The sequence below is a fragment of the Marinobacter sp. L-13 genome, assembly GCF_056857715.1.
Genome location: NZ_JBSXNQ010000048.1, coordinates 43,721 through 68,456, shown reverse-complemented (window position 1 = coordinate 68,456; position 24,736 = coordinate 43,721). Strand labels below are relative to the sequence as shown.

At 58.3% G+C, this 24,736-nt stretch carries 17 protein-coding genes; 4 read left to right on the top strand and 13 right to left on the bottom strand.

Features of this window, described 5'->3' with window-relative positions; all coding sequences use genetic code 11:
• Window positions 1-16: 16 nt before the first annotated feature.
• Both AC13DD_RS07335 and AC13DD_RS07330 read right to left on the bottom strand, forming a co-directional pair.
• Window positions 17-3,043 carry an efflux RND transporter permease subunit gene (locus tag AC13DD_RS07335; protein ID WP_482931028.1) on the bottom strand — a complete coding sequence of 1,009 codons (3,027 nt, stop codon included), beginning with the start codon at window positions 3,041-3,043 and terminating at the stop codon, window positions 17-19.
• Window positions 3,043-4,122, bottom strand: a complete 1,080-nt coding sequence (locus AC13DD_RS07330) for an efflux RND transporter periplasmic adaptor subunit (RefSeq protein WP_405417138.1) — start codon at window positions 4,120-4,122, stop codon at window positions 3,043-3,045. Before AC13DD_RS07330 ends, AC13DD_RS07335 begins: the two co-directional genes overlap by 1 nt.
• A gap of 166 nt (window positions 4,123-4,288) precedes the next feature.
• Here AC13DD_RS07330 and AC13DD_RS07325 point away from each other — a divergent pair, with 166 nt between their 5' ends.
• Window positions 4,289-4,924: a TetR/AcrR family transcriptional regulator gene (locus AC13DD_RS07325; RefSeq protein WP_008169253.1), complete on the top strand. Its 636-nt coding sequence runs from the start codon at window positions 4,289-4,291 to the stop codon at window positions 4,922-4,924.
• A gap of 22 nt (window positions 4,925-4,946) precedes the next feature.
• Here the strand turns inward: AC13DD_RS07325 and astB are convergent, their stop codons facing one another.
• The 6 genes from astB to AC13DD_RS07295 all read right to left on the bottom strand — a co-directional run bounded on the left by astB (window position 4,947) and on the right by AC13DD_RS07295 (window position 12,730).
• Window positions 4,947-6,287: an N-succinylarginine dihydrolase gene (gene astB, locus AC13DD_RS07320; protein ID WP_008169251.1), complete on the bottom strand. Its 1,341-nt coding sequence runs from the start codon at window positions 6,285-6,287 to the stop codon at window positions 4,947-4,949.
• A gap of 14 nt (window positions 6,288-6,301) precedes the next feature.
• Entirely contained in the window at window positions 6,302-7,777 is a 1,476-nt protein-coding gene (gene astD / locus AC13DD_RS07315) for a succinylglutamate-semialdehyde dehydrogenase (protein ID WP_053113022.1), read from the bottom strand.
• The gene (astA, locus tag AC13DD_RS07310) at window positions 7,765-8,865 is read right to left on the bottom strand and encodes an arginine N-succinyltransferase (RefSeq protein WP_014578269.1); all 1,101 of its coding nucleotides are present in this window, start codon (window positions 8,863-8,865) and stop codon (window positions 7,765-7,767) included. The genes astD and astA overlap by 13 nt, the downstream gene beginning before the upstream one ends.
• Window positions 8,866-8,926: 61 nt before the next feature.
• A complete protein-coding gene (locus tag AC13DD_RS07305; RefSeq protein WP_092033293.1) occupies window positions 8,927-9,946 on the bottom strand; it encodes an arginine N-succinyltransferase in 1,020 nt (339 codons plus the stop codon).
• 9 nt (window positions 9,947-9,955) lie between these two features.
• Window positions 9,956-11,170, bottom strand: coding sequence for an aspartate aminotransferase family protein (locus AC13DD_RS07300; protein ID WP_014578271.1), 1,215 nt, complete (start codon window positions 11,168-11,170; stop codon window positions 9,956-9,958).
• A 99-nt stretch (window positions 11,171-11,269) separates the two neighbouring features.
• Window positions 11,270-12,730, bottom strand: coding sequence for an exonuclease domain-containing protein (locus tag AC13DD_RS07295; protein ID WP_104270741.1), 1,461 nt, complete (start codon window positions 12,728-12,730; stop codon window positions 11,270-11,272).
• A 280-nt stretch (window positions 12,731-13,010) separates the two neighbouring features.
• Between AC13DD_RS07295 and AC13DD_RS07290 the strand changes: the two genes are divergently transcribed.
• Window positions 13,011-13,820, top strand: a complete 810-nt coding sequence (locus AC13DD_RS07290; protein ID WP_104270742.1) for a porin — start codon at window positions 13,011-13,013, stop codon at window positions 13,818-13,820.
• Window positions 13,821-14,064: 244 nt separating this feature from the next.
• Here AC13DD_RS07290 and aceF read toward each other — a convergent pair whose 3' ends face one another.
• Together aceF and aceE are read right to left on the bottom strand one after the other, a co-directional pair.
• Window positions 14,065-15,729 carry a dihydrolipoyllysine-residue acetyltransferase gene (gene aceF / locus AC13DD_RS07285; RefSeq protein ID WP_104270743.1) on the bottom strand — a complete coding sequence of 555 codons (1,665 nt, stop codon included), beginning with the start codon at window positions 15,727-15,729 and terminating at the stop codon, window positions 14,065-14,067.
• Between the two features lie 10 nt (window positions 15,730-15,739).
• Entirely contained in the window at window positions 15,740-18,403 is a 2,664-nt protein-coding gene (gene aceE, locus AC13DD_RS07280) for a pyruvate dehydrogenase (acetyl-transferring), homodimeric type (RefSeq protein WP_053113028.1), read from the bottom strand.
• Window positions 18,404-19,064: 661 nt separating this feature from the next.
• Here aceE and AC13DD_RS07275 point away from each other — a divergent pair.
• Entirely contained in the window at window positions 19,065-20,429 is a 1,365-nt protein-coding gene (locus AC13DD_RS07275; RefSeq protein ID WP_053113029.1) for a KamA family radical SAM protein, read from the top strand.
• Between the two features lie 54 nt (window positions 20,430-20,483).
• On the opposite strand, the gene AC13DD_RS07270 is transcribed toward AC13DD_RS07275, so the two are convergent.
• From AC13DD_RS07270 to trxA, 3 genes are all read right to left on the bottom strand, one after another.
• The gene (locus AC13DD_RS07270; protein ID WP_014578277.1) at window positions 20,484-20,717 is read right to left on the bottom strand and encodes a hypothetical protein; all 234 of its coding nucleotides are present in this window, start codon (window positions 20,715-20,717) and stop codon (window positions 20,484-20,486) included.
• A gap of 63 nt (window positions 20,718-20,780) precedes the next feature.
• On the bottom strand, window positions 20,781-21,107 hold the full coding sequence (locus AC13DD_RS07265) for a hypothetical protein (RefSeq protein ID WP_014578278.1): 327 nt from the start codon (window positions 21,105-21,107) through the stop codon (window positions 20,781-20,783).
• 85 nt (window positions 21,108-21,192) lie between these two features.
• On the bottom strand, window positions 21,193-22,056 hold the full coding sequence (trxA, locus tag AC13DD_RS07260) for a thioredoxin (RefSeq protein WP_014578279.1): 864 nt from the start codon (window positions 22,054-22,056) through the stop codon (window positions 21,193-21,195).
• Window positions 22,057-22,263: 207 nt separating this feature from the next.
• Between trxA and lon the strand changes: the two genes are divergently transcribed.
• Window positions 22,264-24,714: an endopeptidase La gene (gene lon, locus AC13DD_RS07255; protein WP_273045361.1), complete on the top strand. Its 2,451-nt coding sequence runs from the start codon at window positions 22,264-22,266 to the stop codon at window positions 24,712-24,714.
• Window positions 24,715-24,736: the final 22 nt, after the last annotated feature.

The following is a 24,736-nucleotide window of genomic DNA, read 5'->3' as shown; positions in this document are numbered from 1 at the left end:
CCCTCATTCCAACTGATCAGGCCGGGGCGTTTTCGGGTTCCGGCACACTGACTTTGATCAACTGGGTGCAGACAGCCGGGATGACCAGCAGCGTCAGCACCGTTGAGGCCAGCAGGCCGGAGATGATGGCCCAGGCCATGGGTGGCCAGAGCGTGGAGCTTGAGAACGCCAATGGCAGCAGGCCGGCCACGGTGGTTGCTGTGGTCAGCAGGATCGGGCGGGTGCGCTGTTCTACCGCGTTGCGCATGGCGTCGCGGATGTCTCTTCCTTTCTCCAGTTCCCGATCCATCACGTCCAGCAGAACGATGGCGTTGTTCACCACGATTCCCACGAGGGCGATCACGCCAAGCAGAGACTGGAAACCGAAGGGTGAGCCGGACAGCACCAATCCGGGGAAAATACCGACGGTAGCCAGGGGCACCGTCAGAAGGATAATGCCGACCCGGCGGAAGGAGTTGAACTGCAGCAGCAGGAAGAACAGCAGCAAAAGCATCCCGATGGGGGCTGCGGTGAGCAATGCGGTATTGGCTTCACCGGAGCCCTCAGCATCGCCGCCCATGGCCATGCGGGTACCCGGCGGTAACGGGTTTCTCTCAAGCCCTGCGTAAAGGCCGTCCAGAGCCTGGCTGAAGCTGTAACCGGTTTCGAGATTAGCCGTGACGGTGTTCATTCTTACGCCATCACGCAGGTATCGAGCCGCCGGTTCCCAGGTGGTATCCACTGTCGCTACTGCTGAGAGCGGTACGGCGTCCCCCCGGTCGTTGTAGATATTCACTGACAGCAACCGTGAAAGCGACAGGGCCGTGCCCTCGCGGGAACGCAGCACCAGGGGGATGGGATCCTCTTCCTGGCGATAGCGCTCAGCCACCACACCAAAGCTCTGGCCATAGAGGCTCTGGGCCACATCGGCCCGGGTCAGGCCGTAGCGGGCCGCCGTGGCATCGTCGACGTTGATGGCAATACTCGGAACGCCAATATCCAGGTCATGGCGGACATCAACCGTGCCCTCAACGCCTCTCAGAATGCTGAAGATCCGCTCCACCGCTTCGATCCGGGCACCATCATTGGCATGGTAGACACGGATTTCCACCGGCGCAGCCCTGGGCGGCCCCTGCCCGAGGATACCCACGGTCACATCCAGTTCCGGCATCTGGTCTTTCACGTGCGCGCGAATCCAGCGGATCATGCCGGTAGTGTCTTCCAGTGTGGGTGTGGTAACCACCAGCCGTGCCCGGTTCGGTGCCTGGGGGGCGCGCTGCAGGTTGTAATAAAATGAAGGTCCGGTGAAGCCTACGAACCGGTGGACCTTCAGGGCGTCCGGCTGTGAACGGATAATTCGCTCCAGACTTTCCGTGGCCTCAGCCGTGCGGGCCTGGTCGGTGCCTTCGGGCATGTAGACTTCGACAATCACCCTCGGGCGATCGGCATTCGGAAAGAACTGCTGGGCCATGAAGGGGGTCATCGCAAGGCTGATGCCCACAAGTATGGCGCCGGCGGTAATCAGCCGTCCGGGGTAACGGGATACCAGGCCACCCAGAAAACGGGCTACTCCGATCAATCGGTCCTGGCCCGCCTTGCGGCGGGGCTTCAGGAATCTGGCCGCCAGCAAGGGAACGGCGGAGATAGCCAACAGATAGCTGACGGACAGTGTCAGCATGATCATAACCGGCACGCCACGGGTGAAATCCGCAGCACCGCCCTTGGCCAGAAGCAGGGGTGCGAAGGCCGCCAGTGTCGTTCCCGTTGAGGCACCCAGCGGGCCGGCCAGCTCGCTGACGGCCTGGCGCAGGGCATCCAGCCGCCGCATGCCCTCATCCAGGTGCCCCTGGATGTTTTCGACGATCACGATGGCGTTGTCGATCAGGATGCCCAATGAGATCACCATGCCAATGACGGCGATCTGATGCAGCACGCCCCCACCGAGGTCATAGAGCCCGACACTGATCAGGGCAACCATGGGCAGAATGGACGCGACCAGCAGCCCCATACGAATGCCCATGCCGGTAAAGACCACCGCCACGATGATCAGCACTGAAAGCACCAGGCTCCAGGCCAGGTTATCGAGCCGTTCCTGCACCTTGTCCGGCTGGAAGAACATCTCCCGGATCTCGTAGGGTTCAAAGTCTCCGCGAATCTGCTCCATGCGTTCGCGCACCCGCTGACCAAAGCGGATCGCATCGGTGGTGCCCTCTTCCATAATGATGGAGACCAGCACCACCCGTTCGCCGTCGTACCAGGTTTCCGGCTGTCTGGGTTCTACTGGTCCACGCCAGACATCCGCTGCCGCGGCCAGGGGCACCTGTGAGCCATCCGGAAGTTCAATGGGCGTGGCGCGGATGGCGTCAATATCGGCAAACTCGCTGTTGGGAAGGACCGACAGGCGGCGGCCATTGACCACCACGAAGCCGCCGGGAATGGTCTGGTTTCGCCGCGCCAGCGTGTCCAGCACCCGCGCCGGTGAGATACCAAGCCGGAAGAGCGCGGCATCGTCCAGTGCCAGGGTAATCTGCTCGTCTGCATCGCCTTCCAGCTCAATCCGGGAAACCCCCGGCAAATCCGAGAGGTTCTGCTTCAACCGTTCAGCAACGTCGGATAGTTCCGTTACCGAGGGCGAGCCACCTACGGCCATGACGATGGCAGGAATATCGATTAGACGGTCATCAAGTACCATCCGGCCCACATCGTCCGGGAAGTCCTGCTTCGCGCGCTCCATGGCCTGGCGCACTCGGTCCCAGGCGGGGTCGGTGTCGTAGATGTCGTCATTCAGGCGCAGGCGCACGATGGCAACGCCGGTACGGGCGGTGGACTGGGTATAATCCACCTCCTCCACCTGCCGAAGTTCATCCACCAGGGGCCTGAGTACGAGCCGTTCAACGGCCTCGGCGCTGGCACCCGGATAGTTGATGCTGATCAGGCCGGCCCGGTAGGGAAACGACGGGTCTTCCTGGCGTGGCATGGTGCTGTAAGCCGCGATACCCAACAGGCAGAGCATGGTCACCACCATGCCCAGCAGACGCTGGCAGTTCAGAAGCCGGCGGGTCATCAGCGCACCTCCACGGCATCACCGTCCGCCAGCCGTGTCATGCCGGCATAAACCACCAGGTCACCCGGGGACAAATCGCCAGAGGTAACCACCACCCGCTCGCCCACGACCCGGTCGACTTCCACCGCAACACGGGAGGCCACATTATCCCGGACCCGGAACACACTGACGCCCTCGGCGTTGCGGATCACCGACAGCAGGGGCACTGTGATGGCAGATTCCCGAACAGGCGTGATGCCCACTTCTACCGGCTGGCCGGGCTCCAGGGTGTTTACCGGCAGGCTCACCAGAACCGGATGCAGCTCGCCGCGAATGGCGCTGGCCTGGGCAATCTCGACCACCGAACCGGATTGTGGCGGGCGGCTGCGGTCCTGGACGGACCAGACAGGCAAGGTTTGCTCCAGCTCGACATGATCCAGCAGATACGCCGGTACCCGCACCTCTACCTCACGGCCCTCGGGCGAGGAAAGCCGCATCACCGGCTGTCCGGCCGCCACGAATTCGTCCCGCTCCACCAGCAGGGCTTCAACCCGTCCGGAAAAGGGCGCCCGAAGTGTACTTTCCTCGAGCAGCTGGGTTGCCTCCGCCAGGGACGCCCGCGCCGTTGCGACGCTCGCCTCCAGGGAGTCCCGCCGAGCTGCGAGCTGCTCCAGCGTCTGTTCGGACACCACACCGCGCTCGTGCAATCGGCTGGAGCGCTCCCACTCCCGCTGAGCCTGCTGATACTGGGTTCTCAACTCTTCCAGGCGGGCCCTGGCAGAATCCCGGGCCGGCTCCAGGCCAGGATTGTAGACCCGGGCGAGCAGATCACCGGCCTGCACCTTCTGACCGAGCTCCACCGCCTGCTCCTTGAGGGTGCCACTGACCTGGAAGGTCAGTGTCGCTCGCTGGGTAGCACGAACAATTCCGGAAAACCGCAGCGGCATATCCTGGCTCTCGCCGTCGGAAACTTCAGACACACGCACTGAAACCTTCTGCTGCCCGGACTCCGGGGCTACGTCACTGGCTTTACAGCCCGACAGAAACAGTGAAAAAACCGCAAGAGAAACGATGGCAACGGGGATTCGAAGTGGTGTCATGACTCTTCCTTTCATCCTTGCTTGTGTAGTTGGCGGGGTCCTGTCCCTGGAGAAACCCGATGATTGATTTAGACATCATGTCATTCTTTGACATTTTGTCAATAATCGGGTTTGATTCGATTTCAGGTATCCTATGCGTGCTGTTGCCAACTTACCGGATGATTGAATGAGCGAACCGCTGAAAACCCGTCGCGAGCGTGAGAAACAGGCCCGTTACGACACCATCCTGGACGCCGCCGAACTGGTGTTCTCGGAAAAGGGCTACGAACGCACGTCCATGGACGACATCGCCCGTACCGCCAGCCTTAGCCGGGCCTTGCTGTACGTGTACTTCAAGGACAAGGCTGCGATACAGAGGGGCATTATGCTCAGGGCGGGCCATAGCCTGTTCCGTCGATTTGAAGAGGCAAGACAGACCGCGGATAACGGGCTGAGCCAGATCCGGGCGATGGGAGAATCCTATTATCGCTTCTATCTGGAGGAACCGGATTACTTCTCGGCTTTGACCAAGGCGTCCACCGCCATGGCAGAGGCAGACGAAAGTCAGGCAGAGGAAATGTTGTGCTCCAAATCAGACCTGATGGAGCTGATGGTGGGGGCCATCGAACTGGGGCTACGGGACGGCACCATGAACCGCGACCGGATCAACGACCCCGTTCAGACCGCACTGTACCTGCGCGGGGCCCTGCACGGGGTGATCCTGCTCTGCCAGTCGGAAATGGGCGAGGGTAACCCGGCGTTTCCGGCCGAGCAGCTGATCCGGCACACCATGGATATGCTGACGTCGTCGATTTCTGCCTGACAACTCGCAGCCCGGCAGGCTGCTAGAGCTGGAAATCGTAGATGGAGCCCAGGCCCATGATCCCGGTGAGTTCGTCCAGGGCTTTGCGAACCTCCTCCAGCAACATCGGATCGCCAAGCTCGTTCTGGCTGAGTTCATCCCGGTAATGGGCTTCCACCCAGGTGGTCAGGCGCTCATAGAGTTCATCGGTGAGCAACACACCCCGGTTGATGGCTTTCAGCTCATCGTCGTTGAGCACCACCCTCAACCGCAGACAGGCCGGGCCACCGCCATTGCGCATAGACTGCTTGACGTCGAACACTTCCACCGCGGTGATCGGCCCGCCGGACTTCACCAGGCCATCCAGATAACGGCTGACCGAAGCCACTTCTCGGCACTCGCCGGGCACCGCCAGCAGCATGCCGTCGGGTGTGTTCAGCAACTGACTGTTGAACAGGTAGGAGGCCACGGCATCTTCCAGCGGCACATCGGCACTGCTGACCCGGACCGCTTCCAGCTCGGCACCGGTGAGCCGCTCCCTGATGTCCGCCAGCACCTGCGCTTCGTTAAGAAACGCCATTTCATGGTAGAAAAGCGTATTACCGTTGCCCACCGCTATCACGTCGTTGTGGAAAACGCCGCCATCAATGGCGTCCGGATTCTGTTGGGCAAACACCGCATTCTGGTCCCTGAGACCATGCAGCCGTGCCACCGCCTGGGATGCCTCAAGCGTTTGCCGTGCCGGGTATTTCTTCGGAGCCGGAGCCTGCTCGTTGAACGCCATCTGGCCATACACAAACAGTTCCACGCCGGGCTCACCGTAACCGGCACACAACCGGGTGTGGTTGGCCGCGCCCTCATCGCCAAAGTGGCTCACTGATGGCAGCGCCGGATGGTGCGCAAAATAGCTCTCGTCGGCAAAAATGGATTTCAGAGCCCGTCCGGTCACCGCATGCTCAATGGAACGGTGGAACTTGGCGCTCAGGTTGGCCGGAGTGAAATGCACGCGATGGTCAGAGGTATCGGCACTCGGCGATACCGTGGCCGCATTGGCCGTCCACATCGGCGACGCAGAAGAGACTGCCGCCAGGATCGATGGACTGGATTTGGCCGCCTGCTCGAGAACGCGAGCGTCCGGACCTTCGAACCCCAGGGCCCGAAGTGTCGGAATATGCGGCCGCTCATGGGGAGGCAGAACGCCCTGCACATAGCCCCGGTCCGCAAGGCGCTTCATTTTGGCCAGGCCCTGCAGTGCCGCCTCTTTCGGATTCGAGACGGAACTGACATTGGATTTGGAGGCTACATTGCCCCAGGACAGTCCCGCGTAATTGTGGGTGGGACCGACCAGACCATCGAAGTTTGCTTCAACCGCGTGTTTCACCATGGCACTGGGTTCCGTTAATCGAAATTGAGGCCGGGTGCCAGAGACTCTGGCATCTCACTCTTGCCGGCCTCCAGAGAAGCCATGGGCCAGGCACAGTAGTCGGCAGCGTAGTAGGCGCTCGGGCGATGATTGCCACTGGCGCCAACACCACCAAAGGGCGCCGCGCTGCTGGCGCCGGTCAGCGGCCGGTTCCAGTTCACGATACCGGCGCGCACTTCTTCCACCAGCCGTTCATAGAGTTTCCGGTCGTCCGTCAGGATGCCCGCTGACAGCCCGTAGTGAGTATCGTTCGCCAGTGCCAGTGCATCATCAAAGCTCTTGTAGCGATACACCTTCAGCAAGGGGCCAAAGAACTCTTCATCGGTCACGTCCAGACCTGTGGCATCCACGATACCAGGCGACAGCAGGCCGGTTCCGGACTTCAGGGACTTCATCTCCAGCAGGGATTTGCCGCCCTTCTCAAGCAGGCTGGCCTGGGCCGCCAGGAGTTTTTCGGCGGCCTCCGCGGAAATCACGGAGCCCATAAACGGCTGCGGATCGGCATCGAACTCGCCGACCTTGATTCGGGCGGAGACTTCCACCAGCCGGTCGATGAACGCGTCACCTTTCTTGCCCTTGGGTACCAGCAGGCGACGTGCACAGGTACAGCGCTGACCGGCCGACAGGAAGGCCGACTGCAGGGCATGGTGCACTGCACCATCCACATCAGCCACATCCTGAACGATCAGCGGGTTGTTGCCGCCCATCTCCAGGGCCAGGATTTTCTCAGGCTGGCCACCGAACTGTTTGTGCAACAGATGACCCACGGTAGAACTGCCGGTAAAGAACAGGCCGTCAATCAACGGGTGGCCGGCCAGGGATTTGCCCGTGGCAGAAGCGCCCTGGACGAGGTTGATCACTCCATCGGGAATGCCGGCCTTCTCCCAGAGTTTTACCGTCAGCTCGGCGACCCCCGGGGTCAGCTCACTCGGTTTGAACACCACCGTGTTACCGGCGAGCAAAGCCGGCACTATGTGGCCATTCGGCAAATGCCCTGGAAAGTTGTAGGGGCCGAAAACCGCAACGACCCCGTGGGGCCGGTGCCTGAGCACGGCGTGACCACCGGCAACATCGGATTCAGATGTCCCGGTACGGTCGTTGTAGGCTTTCACGGAAATGCCGATCTTGCCGATCATCGCCGCCACTTCCGTGCGGGATTCCCACAGCGGCTTGCCGGTCTCCAGGCCAATCTGGTGTGCCAGCTCTTCCTTGTGAGCCTCAAGCAGTTCACCAAAGGCTTCAACAACGGCCTGGCGTTCGGCAAAGCTCTTGCGCTGCCACTTCACAAAGGCATTGCGGGCTTCACGAACGGCCGCATCCACATCCTCCAGATTGGCGCTTTCGCCATCCCAGAGTGTTTCACCGGTCACCGGCTGGACAGATTCGAATACCGGCCCGTGGCCCGGTAGCCAGAGCCCGTCGATAAACAGTTCACCCGTCAGCTTTGCCATTTCGATGCACCTCCCGGTACTGAGCTTCTATAACTATGTTTGGTCAGCAGCCCCGAGTCTTTCAAGGGGGCCAGGCGAACCGGATCGCCAGATTCAATCTGCAAGGCTTCGGCAACTTCAGGTGGCAGGCTGACGGTATCCGGTCCGATACAATCTATCGGCACGGTAGTCACCCGGAAATCCCGGAATGAGCGGTTCGAAACCATGACCCGCTCCTCAGATGGAACGTCCAGGTTGACCGGTTTGCGAGTGACCATGGCGTGCCGGTTCATGCCTTCGCGAACCGTCCGGACATTGTGAACGAAGGCTTCAACCACGGGCCCGCCATCAAATATGTCTACCAGTCCGTTGAAGTTGAACCCCTCGGACTGAAGCATCCGGAGTGCCGGAGCGGTGTTGTCATGGACCCGGCCGATCACGGCACGTGCGGAATCCGGCAACATGGACAGGTATATCGGATACTTGGGCATCAACTCGGCAATAAACGACTTGTTGCCCAGCCCCGAGAGCATGTCCGCTTCGCTGAACTCCATGTCGAAGAATTTGGTTCCCAGCGCGTCCCACAGAGGGCTCCGGCCGTTGGCATCCGACACGCCCCGCATTTCCGCGAAGATTTTTTCCGAGAAGTGTTTGCGGAATTCATCCAGGTACATGAACCGGCAGCGGGAAAGCAGCAGGCCGCTGCCTCCGCCTTTGTACTCATCGGAGAGCAGCAGGGAGCAGATTTCGCTGGTATCGGTCATGTCGTTTGACAGATGCAGCGTTGGAGTCCGCACGTGCACACCCAGCTCTTTCGAGGCATTGACGGTGACGCTCAGACGGTAATTGTAGAAAACTTCATCCAGACCAACGCGAGCCTGGATACCGCTGATACCGACCGTTTTCTTGCGTTCGGTATCCTCCAGAGCGAAGAGATAGAGCCCTGCTTCCGGTGCAATGCGCTGGTTGAAGGTTTCACGGGCGTGATTGATCTTCTTCTGCAGCAGCTCGCGATCCGCCGGCAGGGTGGTCAGCCCCTTCCCGGCGCTTTGGGCCATGGCATACAGGTCGTCCAGATCGTTTTCCTGCAACGGGCGAATTACCAGCATGGTGTCGCCTCCGTGATCCCGGCGGATTGATACGTAACTGCGTCCTCGGTGCCCGAATAGGTCATAGCGGCGCGATCCTTACCCGGTCACCCGCGGTCCGGTTCAGCGTATGCCAGGTCGAGACCGGCACCTTGAGTTTGTCGTCCAGTGTTTCGGCGACCGGTGTCAGGGTGCAGCGAAACTGTTCACCCTCGCCGGCGGCAATGAGACAGGTTTCGCCGGTGTCCTCGTTGGTCCCATGAAGTTCCTTCGGGTGACTGGTCACGAGGGTTTTCAGGCTGTCGGTACGAGCTTCAAGAACCGGACCGGCATCAAAAATGTCCAGATAGTTTCCCGGCTGGAACCCTTCCCGCTGGAGCAACTCAAAGTTGGGTACAGTAATCTGGTGCGGCTGACCCATCGCCTTCTGGGCCGATTCACTCAGCAGCGTCACGTAAATGGGATTGGGCGGCATGAGCTCTGCGATGAAGGTTTTACTGAGCTGCCCGGAGTACTGGTCCGCCGTTTCAAAATCCATATTAAAGAAATGCCGGCCAAGGCTGTCCCAGAAGGGCACGCTCCCGTCGTCCAGCTGAACGCCCTGGATTTCCACGGCCATACGCTGGGCAAACCATTCACGGTGATCAGCAATAAACAGAATCCGGGCCCGCGACAGCAACTCGAACGCATCCGTACCCTGCAGCCCCGGGCGGATCGAGAAAGAGCACAGCAGCGATACATCGGTCAGCGAGTGGGAGGGGTACAACACCTCCACACGGCGGGACACTCCCAGTTCATGGGAGGCATGGATCAGGGCATCCCGCCGGTAACTGTAAAAAGGCTGGCCATTGCCGGCATGGGCATCGATACCGGCCGTGCCGGCGATGTCTCCGGTCTCAGTGTCCTCAAGCACGAACAGGAACCTGGGAGGGTCATCCTCTGCGCTGATCCGGCCGGCAAACGACGCCAGGGACTGCTCGATCTTGTAGGCCAGGGCGTCGCCCTGTTTGGGCAGGGTGGAAGAAAGACGGGCACACTGGGTGCCCGCAATGGCGAGAATCTGGTCCAGATCATCCGGCTCAGCCGGACGTACCAGCCACATAAGATCTCCTTAGGCCGTCAGTTTTTTCACTGCCGCTTCGAAACGCTCGAGGGCTAATTCAATGTCCGGTTCCGGGATAATCAGGGATGGCGCCAAACGAATCACGTTTGCGCCGGCCACCAGAACCATCACGCCCTCTTCCAGCCCGGCGTTCAGGAAGTCCTTGGCCTTGCCCTGCCATTTCTCGGTGAGCACGCAACCGAGCAGCAGGCCGGCACCGCGCACTTCGGTGAACACGCCGTAGCGTTCGCCAATATCCATCATGCCCTTGCGGAGCTTGTCGGAACGGGCTTTCACACCCTTGAGAATCTCCGGCTGGCTGACGGTATCCACTACCCGCTGCGCCACGGCGCAGGCCAGTGCGTTACCGCCGTAGGTACTACCGTGAGTACCGACGCCCAGGCTGGCTGCAACCTTGGCCGTGGTCAGCATGGCTGCGACCGGAAAACCGCCGCCAAGCCCCTTGGCACTGGAGAGAATATCCGGCACCACGCCATACATCTGATAGGCGTAGAAGTGGCCACTTCGGCCAACGCCGGACTGAACCTCATCAAACACCAGCAATGCGTCATTTTCGTCGCACAAATCTCGCAGCCCCTGAAGGAATGCCTGGTCGCCGGGCATAACACCACCCTCACCCTGAATGGGCTCAACCACGATGGCACAGGTTTTCTCCTTCGAGATCAGTTTCTTCACGGATTCCAGATCGTTGAACTCGGCATGGTGAATGCCGCCGGGTGCCGGCTCGAAACCTTCCAGGTACTTGGGTTGGCCGCCTACGCTCACGGTAAACAGGGTGCGCCCGTGAAACGAATTCTTGAACGAAATGATCTCGTTCTTCTCTTTACCGTGATGCTCCCAGGCGTACCGACGGGCCAGCTTGAACGCCGCTTCGTTGGCCTCGGCTCCGGAGTTGGCGAAGAACACGCGCTCGGCAAAGGTGAGGTCACACAGAGTTTTCGCCAGACGCAGGGCGGGTTCGTTAGTCATCACGTTGGACAGGTGCCAGATTTTCTCAGCCTGATCGTGCAACGCGCCCACCAGCCCCGGATGGGAATGGCCCAGGCAGGTCACTGCGATGCCGCCCTGGAGATCGATGAACTCGCGGCCTTCCTGATCCCAGATCCGGGAGCCCTCTCCTCGCACCGGAATGATGGAACCGGGAGCGTAGTTGGGCACCATGACTTCATCGAACAGTTCGCGGCTGACGGGTTCTTTATTCATAAATCTCTCTCGGGAAAGCGGCTAAGCAATTAAAAATAGTTGAGTGGCCGCACCAAACAAGTAAGTAGGTGTGCGGACTCTTGCACCATAATACGCCACTCACGGCATAAGAACATCCGGTTCCCCGATGGCAGGCAATTCGATCACCTGCTGCCGTTCGTGCCCGCCCTTTTTTCTGTCCATGAGGGCGCCGATCAGAAGTTTGTAGGAATCCAGGTCAAAGGTGACTGCCTGGCCACTGAGTGAGAGATCCGCCAGTTCCTCCTCTTCATGGAGGGTGGCTACATGCATCCAGTTATAAACCACCAGGATGTCCGTGCGCCCGGACCGCTCATCCCGCTCAACGATCCCGACCGGCCCTTTCCAGGGCCAGGTTTTCAGTCGCAGGCCGTGGAAGGCAATCTGCACCCTGAGGTTATAGCGCTCGACATTCTCGAGTTCCTCACAGGCGCCCTTGCAGCGCCCCAGTGCGCGCTGGAAACAAGGACCCTCGTGCTCCGGCTCCAGGCCGAGTAGCCGGTTGCACAATTCATTCTTGGCCGCGATGCCGCTCAATGCCCGCTCGGCATCCCGCTTGCTGCGAAACAACCCGAAATAGTCCCCCAACCGGTGGGGCTCGATTTCACGAACCAGGCGCGCCTGGAGATACCCCGCCTCGTTTTTCGACAGCTCAATGCTCACCAGATTCTTGGCCGCCCGGGAGCGACGGTTGAACAGAGGCTTCAGGGTCTTGATCTGCTTGAGTTCCAGCAGGAGCGCGCCAAGCTCGCCGGCAGTTTCCGTCCACTCAACACGGCGCAGACTCTCGGACATTCTTACACCACGGGCAGAGTTATGATCGCCGGAAAAGTGCGAGGCCACCCGCTGGGCAATATTGGTGCTTTTGCCCACATATAGAAGTACATCGTTTTCGCCGTAAAACCGATATACCCCAGGGCCCCGGGGCAGGTCCTGAAGCGTATCCGACGGAAGGTGGGAAGGAATACTCGGCCGTTGCAGCAGCTCTCGGAGAGCCTTATCTAACTTCCCGTCGCCTTTTTCCGAACGTGCATGCTCAAAGAACGCAAGCATGGCGGACACATCGCCCATGGCCCGGTGGCGCTGAACCCGGGCAAGGCCATGGCGGGCAATCAGCGCGTCCATGTTATGCCGCCGGAATTCCGGATACAGCCGCCGGGAAAGCTTTACCGTACACAACACCTTCGCTGAGAACAGGCGCCCCAGTCTGCGGAATTCGGATTTGATAAAACCGTAATCAAAGCGGGCATTGTGAGCGACAAACACCTTGCCCTTGAGTTGCTCCTCCAGCTCATCCGCCACCTCTTCAAACAACGGGGCATCGGCGACCATTTCATTGGAAATGCCGGTAAAGTTCTCGATAAACGGGGATATCCGCGTTTCCGGATTCAGCAGCGTCTGCCACTCACCCACCACCTCGCCGGCCTGCCAGAACCGGATACCAATCTCGGTAATCCGGTCCCGGGCTGAATTACCGCCGGTGGTTTCAATATCAAGAAACGCGAACGTGGCTGACTCAATAACTGTACTTTCGGACGTCATGGAACAACTTTACGCCTCATTGGCAACTGCAGATGTCTGTATATGAACGAAAAGCTGTTATAGACATTCGTCTAATTTCTGCATGAATTTATTTAAATTGTCACGAATTCGTAACTACCTTGTTTTTGGGTCCAACAACAAAAATGTGTAGAGACAACAACGATGCAAAGCAACAAACTGAGATTGACAAATCGACGAAGAAATTTCTAACGGCGGTCGCGCCGGTAACTTTGCCAAAATCACAAAAGGCGACGCTGACACAGCCGACGGCCATTTTGGCATGGACGCAAATACCAGCCGTGTCGGTCTTTCTGTGGTTAATCCGGAAGGGGTCAAAGTTGTTGTCGAATTCGACTTCAGCAATAGCGCCAGCCTTGATCCGCGCCTGCGCCACGCTTATGGCGAATACAACAATGTCAGAATTGGTCGGTACTGGTCCAACTGTAACTCCTGGGTCGGCAACACTGCTAACGTGGACTTCGATGGCGTTCCGGGTACTGCTGGTGCACAAGACCGTACCGAGCAAATCACCTACATGAGCGGCCCGTTCTCCGTTTCACTGGAGAATGCTATCGACTACGGCGGAGTAGTAGGCGTAGCTCCGGTTCTTACACTTCAACCCGACGGAACGCAACAGCTAGAGCCAACACCGGGCCAAGATAGAGGCACCGTCGCCAGCTCTCCTGCACTGACTGCAAAGTTTGAAGATTCACAGGGTGGATTTTCTTACGCAGCAGCCGTCATGGCCAAGCAAACAGCTTACGACACAGGTTCGGCCGATGATTCAGCCATCGGTTTTGCCGGTTTCCTGGCTGGTAAAATTGCCATTACCGATATGATCTCAATCCAGGGTGCGATCAACTATGCAGATGGCGCCAATGCGTATGTATATCGCGCGGGTAGCAACTTTGCCGGAGCAGACGCAGCAACCACGACTGAGCAGAACACGTCCATGTATATCAACTATATGTGGAGCCCGGTTGATAAGGTTAGCATGGGCGTACAGTTCGAGAATCTGGAAACTGAAAGCCAAGGCGGAGCCGACGGCGACGCAAATCGTCTCATGTACGTAGCACAATACAGCTTCTAATCCTTCCGTTAGAAGTTAGTTAACTCAGCAGAAACCCCGGCTCCGGCCGGGGTTTTTGTTTGTGCGAAAAAGCGATCAGGAAAGAGCCAGAACGACAAAGGCCGGTGCGGCTTTTCAGAACTGTAGAGGGCCAGGGATGGCCCGAAACAAGCGCACAGGGATGTGCTTGTAGCGTGTTCTGAAAAGCCGCACCGGCCTTTGTCGCGCCACCCAACCCTCAGGCTGGGTGACAACTAGCTTCCTATCACAGCAGAAGGGAACGAATATCCCCAAGAAGCTGACTGAGCACCGTGGTAAACCGGGCGGCATCCGCCCCGTTTACTGCACGGTGATCGTAAGACAGCGACAACGGCAGCATTAACCGGGGCTGGAACTCCTTGCCATCCCAAACCGGCTTCATCGCCGCCTTGGAAACCCCAAGTATCGCCACCTCCGGCGTATTCACGATCGGCGTAAATGCCGTGCCGCCAATACCACCCAGACTGGTGATGGTAAAACAGGCACCCTGCATCTCTGCCGGCTTCAACTGCTTGTCCCGGGCTTTCTGGGCAAGCTCGGCGCTCTCGGCAGCAAGCTCCCACAAGCCCTTCTTGTCCACATCCTTGATAACCGGCACCATCAGCCCGTTGGGCGTATCCACCGCAATCCCGATGTGAATGTACTTCTTGCGAACCACCTCCTTGCGCTCCATGTCCAGGGACACGTTGAACTGGGGCAGTTCTGCCAGCGCCGTGGCACAGGCCTTCAGCAGGAACGGCAACGGCGTCATTTTCACGCCCTTCTTCTCGCCGGCTGCCTTCTGGGCCTTGCGGAAATCCTCCATGTCGGTGATGTCCGCATCCTCGAACTGGGTGACGTGAGGCACGTTCAGCCAGCTGCGCTGCATGTTGTTGGCCGTAGCGAACATCATCCGCGACATGGCCTCACGCTTCACTTCACCAAACTGGCTGAAGTCTGGCAGCTTGACCCCGGGGATACCGGAGCCGGTGGCAACACCGCTACCCTGCTGAGCCTGCTTCAGCTGGCTCTTCACATAGGCGTGGACATCGTCCTTGATAATCCGGCTCTTCGGGCCAGAGCCCTTGATGCGGGCCAGATCGGCACCCAGCTCACGGGCCAGCTTGCGAACAGCAGGGCCAGCATGGACCTTCGCGCCAGGCGTGGGCGGCTCATAGGTTGCACCCTGAGGTTCAGGGGCAGACTCTACTTGCTGCTTTGGCTTCTCTTCGGACTCGGGCTCCGACTTCGCTTCCTTCGCCGGTTCTTCAGACGCCGGCTCGGAGTCGTCTTCCGATTCGCCGCCCTCTTCCTGAACGGTCATCTCCAGCAGCTCATGGCCCTCGGAGAGCTTGTCACCCTCGGACACCAGGATCTTGCCCACTTTGCCCGAGTACGGCGAGGGAATCTCCATGGTGGCCTTGTCCGATTCCACGGTAACCAGCGGATCGTCAGCCTCGATGGTATCGCCTTCGGCGACATTGATTTCGATTACCGGAACATTGTCGAAGCCATCCAGCGCAGGAACCTTCACGGTCTCCTTGCGTGAGCCACCGGAAGCCTTCTTCGGCGCCGGCTTGCTCTCTTCGGATTTCTCCTGCTCCTTGGCTTCGCTCTTTTCCTCAGCTTTTCCTTCCGGCTCTTTCTTGGAATCGTCAGAGCCACCACCATCGGCACTGGCTTCCATCATCCCTACGACGTCGCCTTCCTTGACCTTGTCGCCCACCTTAACGGTGATCTTGGTAATCTTGCCGGCTCCGGGCGACGGCAGCTCCACGGAGGCCTTGTCTGACTCTACGGTCAGAATCGGATCTTCTGCTTCAACCGAATCCCCTGCGCTGACGGTGATTTCGATAACCTCGACCTCATCCGCACCGCCGAGATCCGGAACCTTGATTTCCTGTTCACTCATGGCGGTCTCCTTAGCTCAGCACCGGGTTCGTTTTGTTGCGATCGATTCCGTACTTGCGCATGGCTTCGAGAACCACATCGTTCTTCACCTCACCGTCCTTGGCCAGAGCTGACAGCGCCGTGACTGTTACGTAGTAACGGTCGACTTCAAAGAAGCTGCGCAGCTTTTCCCGGGTGTCGCTGCGGCCAAAGCCGTCGGTGCCCAGGGTCAGGAAGGTTTTCGGGATGAACGCCCGGAGCTGCTCGGAGTGCAGCTTGATGTAATCGGTGGAAGAAACCACTGGCCCGGTCTGCTTCTCCAGACACTGGGTAACATACGCCTTCTTCGGCTTGTCATCTGGGTGCAGGCGGTTCCAGCGCTCTACGTGCAGGCCCTCACGGGCGAGCTCGTTGAAGCTGGTAACACTCCACACATCGGAGGCAACACCCCAGTCGTCTTTCAGCATCTGGGCGGCAGCGCGCACCTCGTTGAGGATAGCGCCCGCACCAAGCAACTGAACCCGAGGCGTCTTCTTGTTGCCCTTGGTTTCAACAGACTCGAACTTGTACATGCCCTTGATAATGCCGTCTTCGCAATCCTTGGGCATGGCAGGCTGTTCGTAGTTCTCGTTTTCGATGGTCAGGTAGTAGAAGACGTTCTGGTTGTCCTCGAACATCTCCTTCATACCCTTGCGGAGCACGACCGCCATTTCATAACCATAAGCCGGATCGTAGGCTTTACAGTTCGGAATGGTGTTGGCCAGCACGTGACTGTGGCCGTCCTGGTGCTGCAGGCCTTCGCCGTTCAGGGTGGTCCGGCCGGCGGTACCGCCGATCAGGAAACCACGGGCCTGGATGTCACCGGATGCCCACGCCAGATCGCCAACCCGCTGGAAACCGAACATGGAATAGAAGATGTAGAACGGAATCAACGGGAAGTTGTTGGTGCTGTAGGAGGTCGCTGCCGCCATCCACGCTGCCATGGAGCCGTCTTCGTTGATGCCTTCCTCAAGAATCTGGCCTTTCTTGTCTTCCCGGTAGTACATGATCTGGTCACGGTCTTCCGGCACATACTTCTGGCCCTCGGCGGTGTAGATGCCGAGCTGACGGAACATGCCTTCCATACCGAAGGTACGGGCTTCGTCGGGCACGATGGGTACCACACGCTTGCCGATGCGCTTGTCCTTGGTCAGAGCTGTCAGGATACGGACGAAGGCCATGGTGGTGGAGATCTTCCGGTCGCCGGAGCCCTCCAGTACCGCTTTGAAGATGTCCAGATCAGGAATCTGCAGCGGCTGGCAATCCTTGCGGCGCTTGGGATAGAAACCACCCAATTCCTGCCGGCGCTTCTTCATGTAGACGATTTCCGGGCTATCCGGCGCTGGCCGGTAGTAGGGAACGTCCTTGAGCTCCTCATCCTTCAGCGGCACTGCAAAGCGGTCGCGGAACGATTTAAGCTGCTCGATATCGAGCTTCTTCAGAGAGTGAGCGGTATTCTGCGCCTCGCCGGCCTCACCAAAGCCATAGCCTTTGATGGTATGAGCCAGTATGACGGTCGGACGCCCACCGTTCTTATTGATGGCATGATGGAAGGCTGCATAGATCTTGTAAGGATCATGGCCACCCCGGTTGAGCTTGTTGATCTCCTCATCCGACAGGTCCTCAACGAGCTTGGCTGTTTCGGGGTACTTGCCGAAGAAATTCTTACGGGTATAGGCCGGGCCATTACTCTTGAAGTTCTGAAGGTCGCCGTCACAGACCTCGTCCATGACGCGCTGCATCTTCCCTTCTTTGTCCCTCTCGAACAGGGGATCCCAGTGGCGACCCCAAACGACCTTCAACACGTTCCAGCCGGCACCGCGGAAGACACCCTCAAGTTCCTGGATAATCTTGCCATTACCACGGACTGGGCCGTCCAGACGCTGAAGGTTGCAGTTAACCACAAAGATCAGGTTGCTGAGGTTTTCCCGGCCGGCCATGGAGATAGACCCCAGGGTTTCCGGCTCGTCACACTCGCCGTCACCGACAAAGCACCAGACCTTGCGATCGCCCATCTCGATGAGCTCCCGGCTGTCCAGGTACTTCATTACGTGGGCCTGATAAATGGCCTGAATCGGGCCCAGACCCATGGAAACCGTGGGGAACTGCCAGTAATCCGGCATCAACCAGGGGTGCGGGTAAGACGAAAGGCCGGTGCCATCTACCTCTTCGCGGTACTTGTCGAGATCTTTTTCATCGAACCGGCCTTCAAGATAGGAACGTGCATAGATGCCCGGAGATGAGTGCCCCTGGAAATAAACCAGATCGGATTCGCGCTTTTCGTCGCCACCATGGAAGAAGTAGTTAAAGCCAACATCGTAGAGGGTCGCAGCCGACGAGAACGAGGAGACATGGCCGCCAAGATCTCCGGGACGCTGGTTGGCGCGCATAACCATGGCCATGGCATTCCAGCGGATCAGGGAGCGAATACGGCGCTCCATGAAGAGGTCGCCGGGCATCGGCGCCTGCTGGGACACAGGAATACTGTTCCGGAATGGCGTGGTAATGGAATATGGCAGTTCGGTTCCGTCACGGCTCGCCCGTTCAGAGAGCCTCTCAAGAATGTATTTGGCCCGGTCTACGCCTTCGTTCTCGATCAGAGATTCCAGCGCGTCCAGCCATTCACTGGTTTCAATGGGATCATCGTCCTGGTACATCAAACCCTCCCCTTGGCATCAAAAAGTGCAGCGCCGCCACGATCAGCAGCCGGGCGCGTTGCGGTGTCGATAAGCTGCGATGAAATGCAGTGTTTTGTTGTGGGTATGTCAGCCTGACAGGTGTACCGGCTCCCAGTACACAGAACCTGTACAAAGCATAGAACAGCTTTCACACTTTTCCTGCCCGATCGCACCCGATTTACGGGCTTTTGGCCCCACGAATGATCGGTATGCCGATGAAGCGCGCGGATCAGCCAACCCATTTTGTCGTCTTTTTACTACATTTTTAACGCTAAATTCAATTTACACCCTATCCAAATCCATTTCAGGGGCGCTCTTTGCGGTTACTTACGGAAGAATGACCGTTTTTGGACCATCAGACAACCAGACTGCGACCAATGTCGTAGCATTCTTATCAACCGGAAAATTGATTACCACGCTAAACGATATCCTCGCCGCAATTCGCTACACATTCGCCGCCGTTAGCGATTTTTGTTGAATATTCTGAGCCTTCAACTCTTCTACCCATCTAATTTACCGGAACTTTTTAATTAGACCTGAAAATAATCCCCCGTTTATGTATACTCGCCTGCCTGATTTTTAACCACCGAAAAGTGGTCGGACCACTTTTTCCGTCATTGGCACCAACAGAGGGCGATCTATGAACTCCATCGTCACCTTTCCGAACCGGATTCCCACTACCGAGTTCGAGGAACGGCGTTTCAAGGTCTACACAGACCGCCAGCTCGACAAGATTGAAGTTATTCAGAATCTCCCTGAGGAGACGCTGTTTGAAATGAAGGTGGTAGCCAGCGTGCTACCGTTCCGGGTCAACGAATATGTGATCAATGAACTGATCAACTGGGACAAGGTTCCCAACGACCCGATCTATCAGCTTGTCTTCCCCCAGAAAGGCATGTTGAAAGAAGAGCATTACGAGCGCATGGCAACAATGCACCGGGAAGGTGCCGACAAAAAAGAGATCCAGGCGGTTGCCAAGGAAATCCGGGATGAACTGAACCCGCACCCGGCAGGCCAGATGGAAATGAACATGCCGGAGCTCGACGGTGAGGTGCTGGACGGCGTTCAGCACAAGTACCGCGAAACAGTGCTGTTTTTCCCGGCCCAGGGTCAGACCTGCCACTCTTACTGCACCTTCTGTTTCCGCTGGGCACAGTTTGTCGGTGACAAGGACCTGAAAATGGCCAGCACCGAAGCCGAGAAGCTCCACGGCTACCTGCAGGAGCACACCGAGGTAACCGACCTGTTGGTGACCGGTGGTGATCCAATGGTCATGAAAACCAAGAACCTGGTGCAGTATCTCGAGCCACTGCTGCAGCCCGAGTTCGACCACATCCAGACCATCCGCATCGGCACCAAGGCCCTCACCTTCTGGCCCTACCGCTTTGTGACCGACAAGGATGCGGATGAGCTGATCGATCTGTTCGCTCGTCTCGTGGACGCCGGCAAGCACGTGGCCATCATGGCCCACTACAACCACTGGCAGGAAATCACCACCGAGATCGCCGAAGAGGCCATCCGACGTATCCGCGCCACCGGCGCCGAGATCCGAGCCCAGGGCCCGCTGATCAAGCACGTCAACGACGATGCCGACGCCTGGGCAAAACTGTGGAAGAAGGAAGTGCAGCTGGGCATCATCCCCTACTACATGTTTGTAGAGCGGGACACCGGTGCCAAAAACTACTTTGAAGTACCTCTCGCCGAAGCCTTCCACATCTATCGGGAAGCCATGAAAAAGGTCAGCGGCCTGGCCCGGACCGCCCGCGGCCCCTCCATGAGCGCCGGCCCCGGCAAGGTGGAGATTCAGGGTATAACTGAAATCAACGGCGAGAAGGTGTTCGTCCTGCGCTTCCTGCAGGGTCGTAATCCGGACTGGGTTCAGCGCCCGTTCTTCGCCAAGTACAGCGAGACGGCCACCTGGCTACACGAGCTGGAACCGGCCTTTGGCGAAGAGAAGTTCTTCTTTGAAGATGAGTATGAAGCCATGAAGAGGGGCAACGGCTAAAGGCCGGCCCTGGCGTGATAAAAAGCGGCCCCAGTGACGGGGCCGCTTTGCTTTTCAGCGATTGGAACGACGCGCTTTCCAGTTGGGAATAACCCAAAAGACCAGGGCTCCGAACACAGCCCCGATAATGCCAATCAACGCTACCTGCAGACCACCATTACCCAGAACCCCATCCTGGACGTTCTCCATCGCCAGCAAGCCGGCAATGAGGATCCATGGAGTGAGAAGAATAAGGGCGCTCAAAGCCAGAAATCGCTGAATTCGACGATCATCTTTTCGACTACGCATAATGACCTCTCCCAATAAATGAGCCTATGAATACTGCATCTATTAGTCATTGGATCAGGTTCGTTATTTTTGCCTCACAAACTTGGGCACAAACCCCTCTGGCTTGTCCCTGAGCCACTCAACAAACGTCCGCAACTCCTCCAGCTGCAGCAGCTTTTCCCGGGTGTTGAAGTACAGACCCAGTTCGTATTCCGAGCGAGCTTTATGAATGGCGTTATGACACGGCCTGCACACCCACAGGGTTCGGGTGATCAGATCTTCTTTGGTGAACAGTTTCTGGAAGCGCTTCTTCCGATGCAGGTGCTTGGGGATAAGGTGGTGCCGGGTGAGCCTGGCAACCGGGCGTTCGCAGAGTTCGCAATTGTCTGGCTGGGGTGGGAGCTTAAGCATTGTGTTTGCTTGAACGAGGGCCGGATGAAGACATTCACCCGGCCCCGGATTCAACCTCGGGTTCTGATCTCCCCGAGCAACCTAATCAGTGCATCAGGGTATAGAGCTTTCGCCGATAGGTCCGCACATCCGGGTTATTGTTACCCAGCTTGTCGAACAGCTCGATCAGCGTTGTCTTGGCCACTTCGTCCTTGTATTTACTGTCCACCTGCATCAAACGGATCAGAAGATCCATGGCCTCGGCGTTGTTCTCCTGTAATACGTGGTGGAGCGCCAACTGATGCAGAGCGTTCGGGTCTTTGGGATCCTGCTCCAGCGCCATTTCGAGATCCTTGATCGGTGGCAGCTCGGCAGACTGCCGGAGAAACTTCAGGCGGGCCGCCAACTGCTTTGCCTGGTGCTGCATCTTCTCCTCCGGCGGAAGGCTTTCCAGTACCTGTTCAGCCGTCTCAAGATCACCCATCTCCGCTTTCAGCTGGGCAAGATCAATCAGTACCTTCAGGTTCTCGGGATCCTCCTGGTTCATCTGCGACAGGATGGCCAGCGCTCCCTCAACATCGCCCTCTTCCCAGATCCGATGGGCCTTGTCATACGGATCCTCCTTTGGCGCTTCAACATGCTTGTCCAGAACCTTGCGGATTTCGTTTTCCGGCAGCGCACCGTTAAATCCATCCACCGCCTGGCCATTCTTGACCAGAATGACCGTTGGCAGACTGCGCACACCAAGGCTGGAGGTAAGCTGCTCTTGCTCGTCCGCGTTCACCTTGGCGAGCATGAACGCGCCCTGGTAATCCTCAGCGAGCTTTTCCAGCAAGGGCATCAACTGCTTGCACGGAGCGCACCACTCAGCCCAGACATCGACCAGAACGGGTGTGCTGGCAGAGGCTTCCATCACCTTCTGCTGAAAGTTTTCCATGGTAGCGTCAAAAATATACGGAGAGTTGCTCATGCAAGGCACCTGAAAAGTCGTATGAATCATCGGAAACTGCCAGAGACATGGGGCCAACTCCCGGAAATTCAAGCGCCAACAGCGCCAACCCAACTCCTTGAAATCACCGTATCTGCCGTTACATAGCTAATAAGCAACGCCCCGGGGCAACGACGCAGCAGCCCGTCCCGGGCAGATTCACAACCTTTCCGGATGGATACTCGCGGCATGAATGATGAGACGCAAAACGATTCACTAGAGGAATTCGAAGAGGACGTGACCGAATATATCGGCAAGGACGAGCACAGCAAGAGCCTTGCCCTGCCCCAGCAGATGATGCCCCGGCGCATGTACGTGCTGCCGGTTTCGAACCGTCCGTTTTTCCCGGCCCAGGTGCAGCCTGTGGTGGTCAACCAGAATCCGTGGCAGGAAACCCTGAAGCGGGTCGGCGAAACCGACCACAAGGTCATGGGTATCTGTTTTGTGGAAGAAGAGGATGCGGAGGCAGGCGTTCCTGCCAGCGAACAGCTGGAGACCGTCGGCTGCGCCGTGCGCGTACATCATGCCCAGAATGAAAGCGGCAAGGTTCAATTCATCGCCCAGGGGCTTCAACGCTTTCGGATTGTCCAGTGGTTGCGCCGCAAACCGCCTTACCTGGTTGAAGTGGAATATCCGGCAGAACCGGAAGAAGAGGCAGACGAACTCAAGGCCTACACCCTGGCCATTATCAGCGCGATCAAGGAGCTGCTGCGCACCAATCCGCTGTACGGCGAGGAGGTAAAACAGTACCTGTCCCGGTTCGGGCCGGATGACAGTTCTCCGCTTGCCGACTTTGGCGCCTCGATGACCAGCGCTCCGGGTAACGAATTGCAGGATGTGCTGGACACCGTTCCCCTGCTCCGCCGCATGGAAAAGGTCCTGCTCCTGATGCGCAAGGAACAGGAAGTCGCTCGGCTGCAGTCGGAAATCAGCGAGGAGGTTAACGCCAAGGTGCAGAAGCACCAGCGCGAGTTCTTCCTGAAGGAACAACTCAAGGTCATCCAGCGTGAGCTGGGCATGGCCAAGGACGACAAGACCGCAGACGTGGAGCGTTTCGAGCAGCGCATGGCAGAGCTGCAACCGCCCGAGGCTGTGCAGGAGCGTTTCCGGGATGAACTCGAAAAACTGCAGGTGCTGGAACAGGGCTCCCCGGAATATGGCGTTACCCGTAACTATCTGGACTGGCTGACCCAGGTTCCCTGGGGCGTTCACTCGGAAGATCACTTCGATCTGGCCGAAGCAAGGCGGATACTCGACCGCGATCACGACGGCCTCGACGATGTGAAAGACCGAATCATCGAATTTCTGGCGGAAGGAACGATCAAGGGCGAGGTCAGCGGTTCGATCCTCTTGCTGGTAGGCCCACCGGGCGTTGGCAAGACATCGATCGGCCATTCCGTGGCGGATGCACTGGGGCGGAAGTTCTATCGCTTCAGCGTTGGCGGCATGCGGGACGAAGCTGAAATCAAAGGCCATCGCCGCACTTATATCGGCGCCATGCCAGGCAAGTTTGTCCAGGCACTGAAAGATTCAAAAGTGGCGAACCCGGTCATCATGTTGGATGAAATCGACAAGATCGGTGCGTCCTTCCAGGGCGACCCGGCCTCTGCCCTGCTGGAGACACTGGACCCTGAACAGAACCGCGACTTCCTGGACCACTATCTGGATGTCCGCATGGACCTCTCAAAGGTTCTGTTCATCTGCACCGCGAACCAGCTGGACACGATTCCGCGGCCGCTGCTGGACCGCATGGATGTCATTCGTCTGTCCGGCTATATCGCGGAAGAGAAACTGGCCATCGCCAAGCACTTCCTGCTTCCCAGACTGCTGAAGCGGGCTGGGCTGCTGAAAAAGCAGCTCAACATCACGGACGCAGCGATCAAGCAGGTTATTGAGGGCTATGCGCGAGAGGCCGGCGTGCGGAGCCTGGAAAAACTCCTGCACAAGATACTCCGCAAGGGGATCGTGAAGCTGCTGGAAAACCCGGACCAGCCGGTCAAGGTGGGCGTGTCGGATCTGCAGAGTTATCTGGGGCAGCCTTCGTTCAAGAAAGAGAAATCCCTGAAAGGCACCGGCGTTGTCACTGGCCTGGCCTGGACCGCCATGGGCGGAGCCACCCTGAGCATCGAGGCCTCCAGGATTCACAGCGCACAACGCGGCTTTAAACTGACGGGCCAGCTGGGTGATGTCATGAAAGAGTCCGCAGAAATCGCCTACAGCTATGTGTCCTCAAACCTCAAGCGCTTCAAAGGCGACCCGACGTTCTTCGACAAGTCCTTCGTGCACTTGCACGTGCCCGAAGGCGCCACGCCGAAGGATGGCCCCAGCGCCGGTGTCACGATGGCCACCGCCCTGCTGTCGATCGCACGCGGAGAGGCGCCACAACAAAACATCGCCATGACCGGAGAGCTCACCCTGACCGGACAGGTGCTGCCGGTAGGCGGCATTCGAGAGAAGGTCATTGCGGCGCGTCGGCAGAAAATCAGTAACCTGATCCTGCCGGAAGCCAATCGGGGGGATTATGAGGAGCTGCCGCAGTACCTGAAGGAAGGCCTGGCGGTGAACTTTGCCAAGCATTACAGCGATGTTTTCCAGGTGTGCTTCGCCAATAAGCCGAGGAAAGGGTCTTCGGTGCACTAATGGCAGGAGAAAGCCTGGCTCA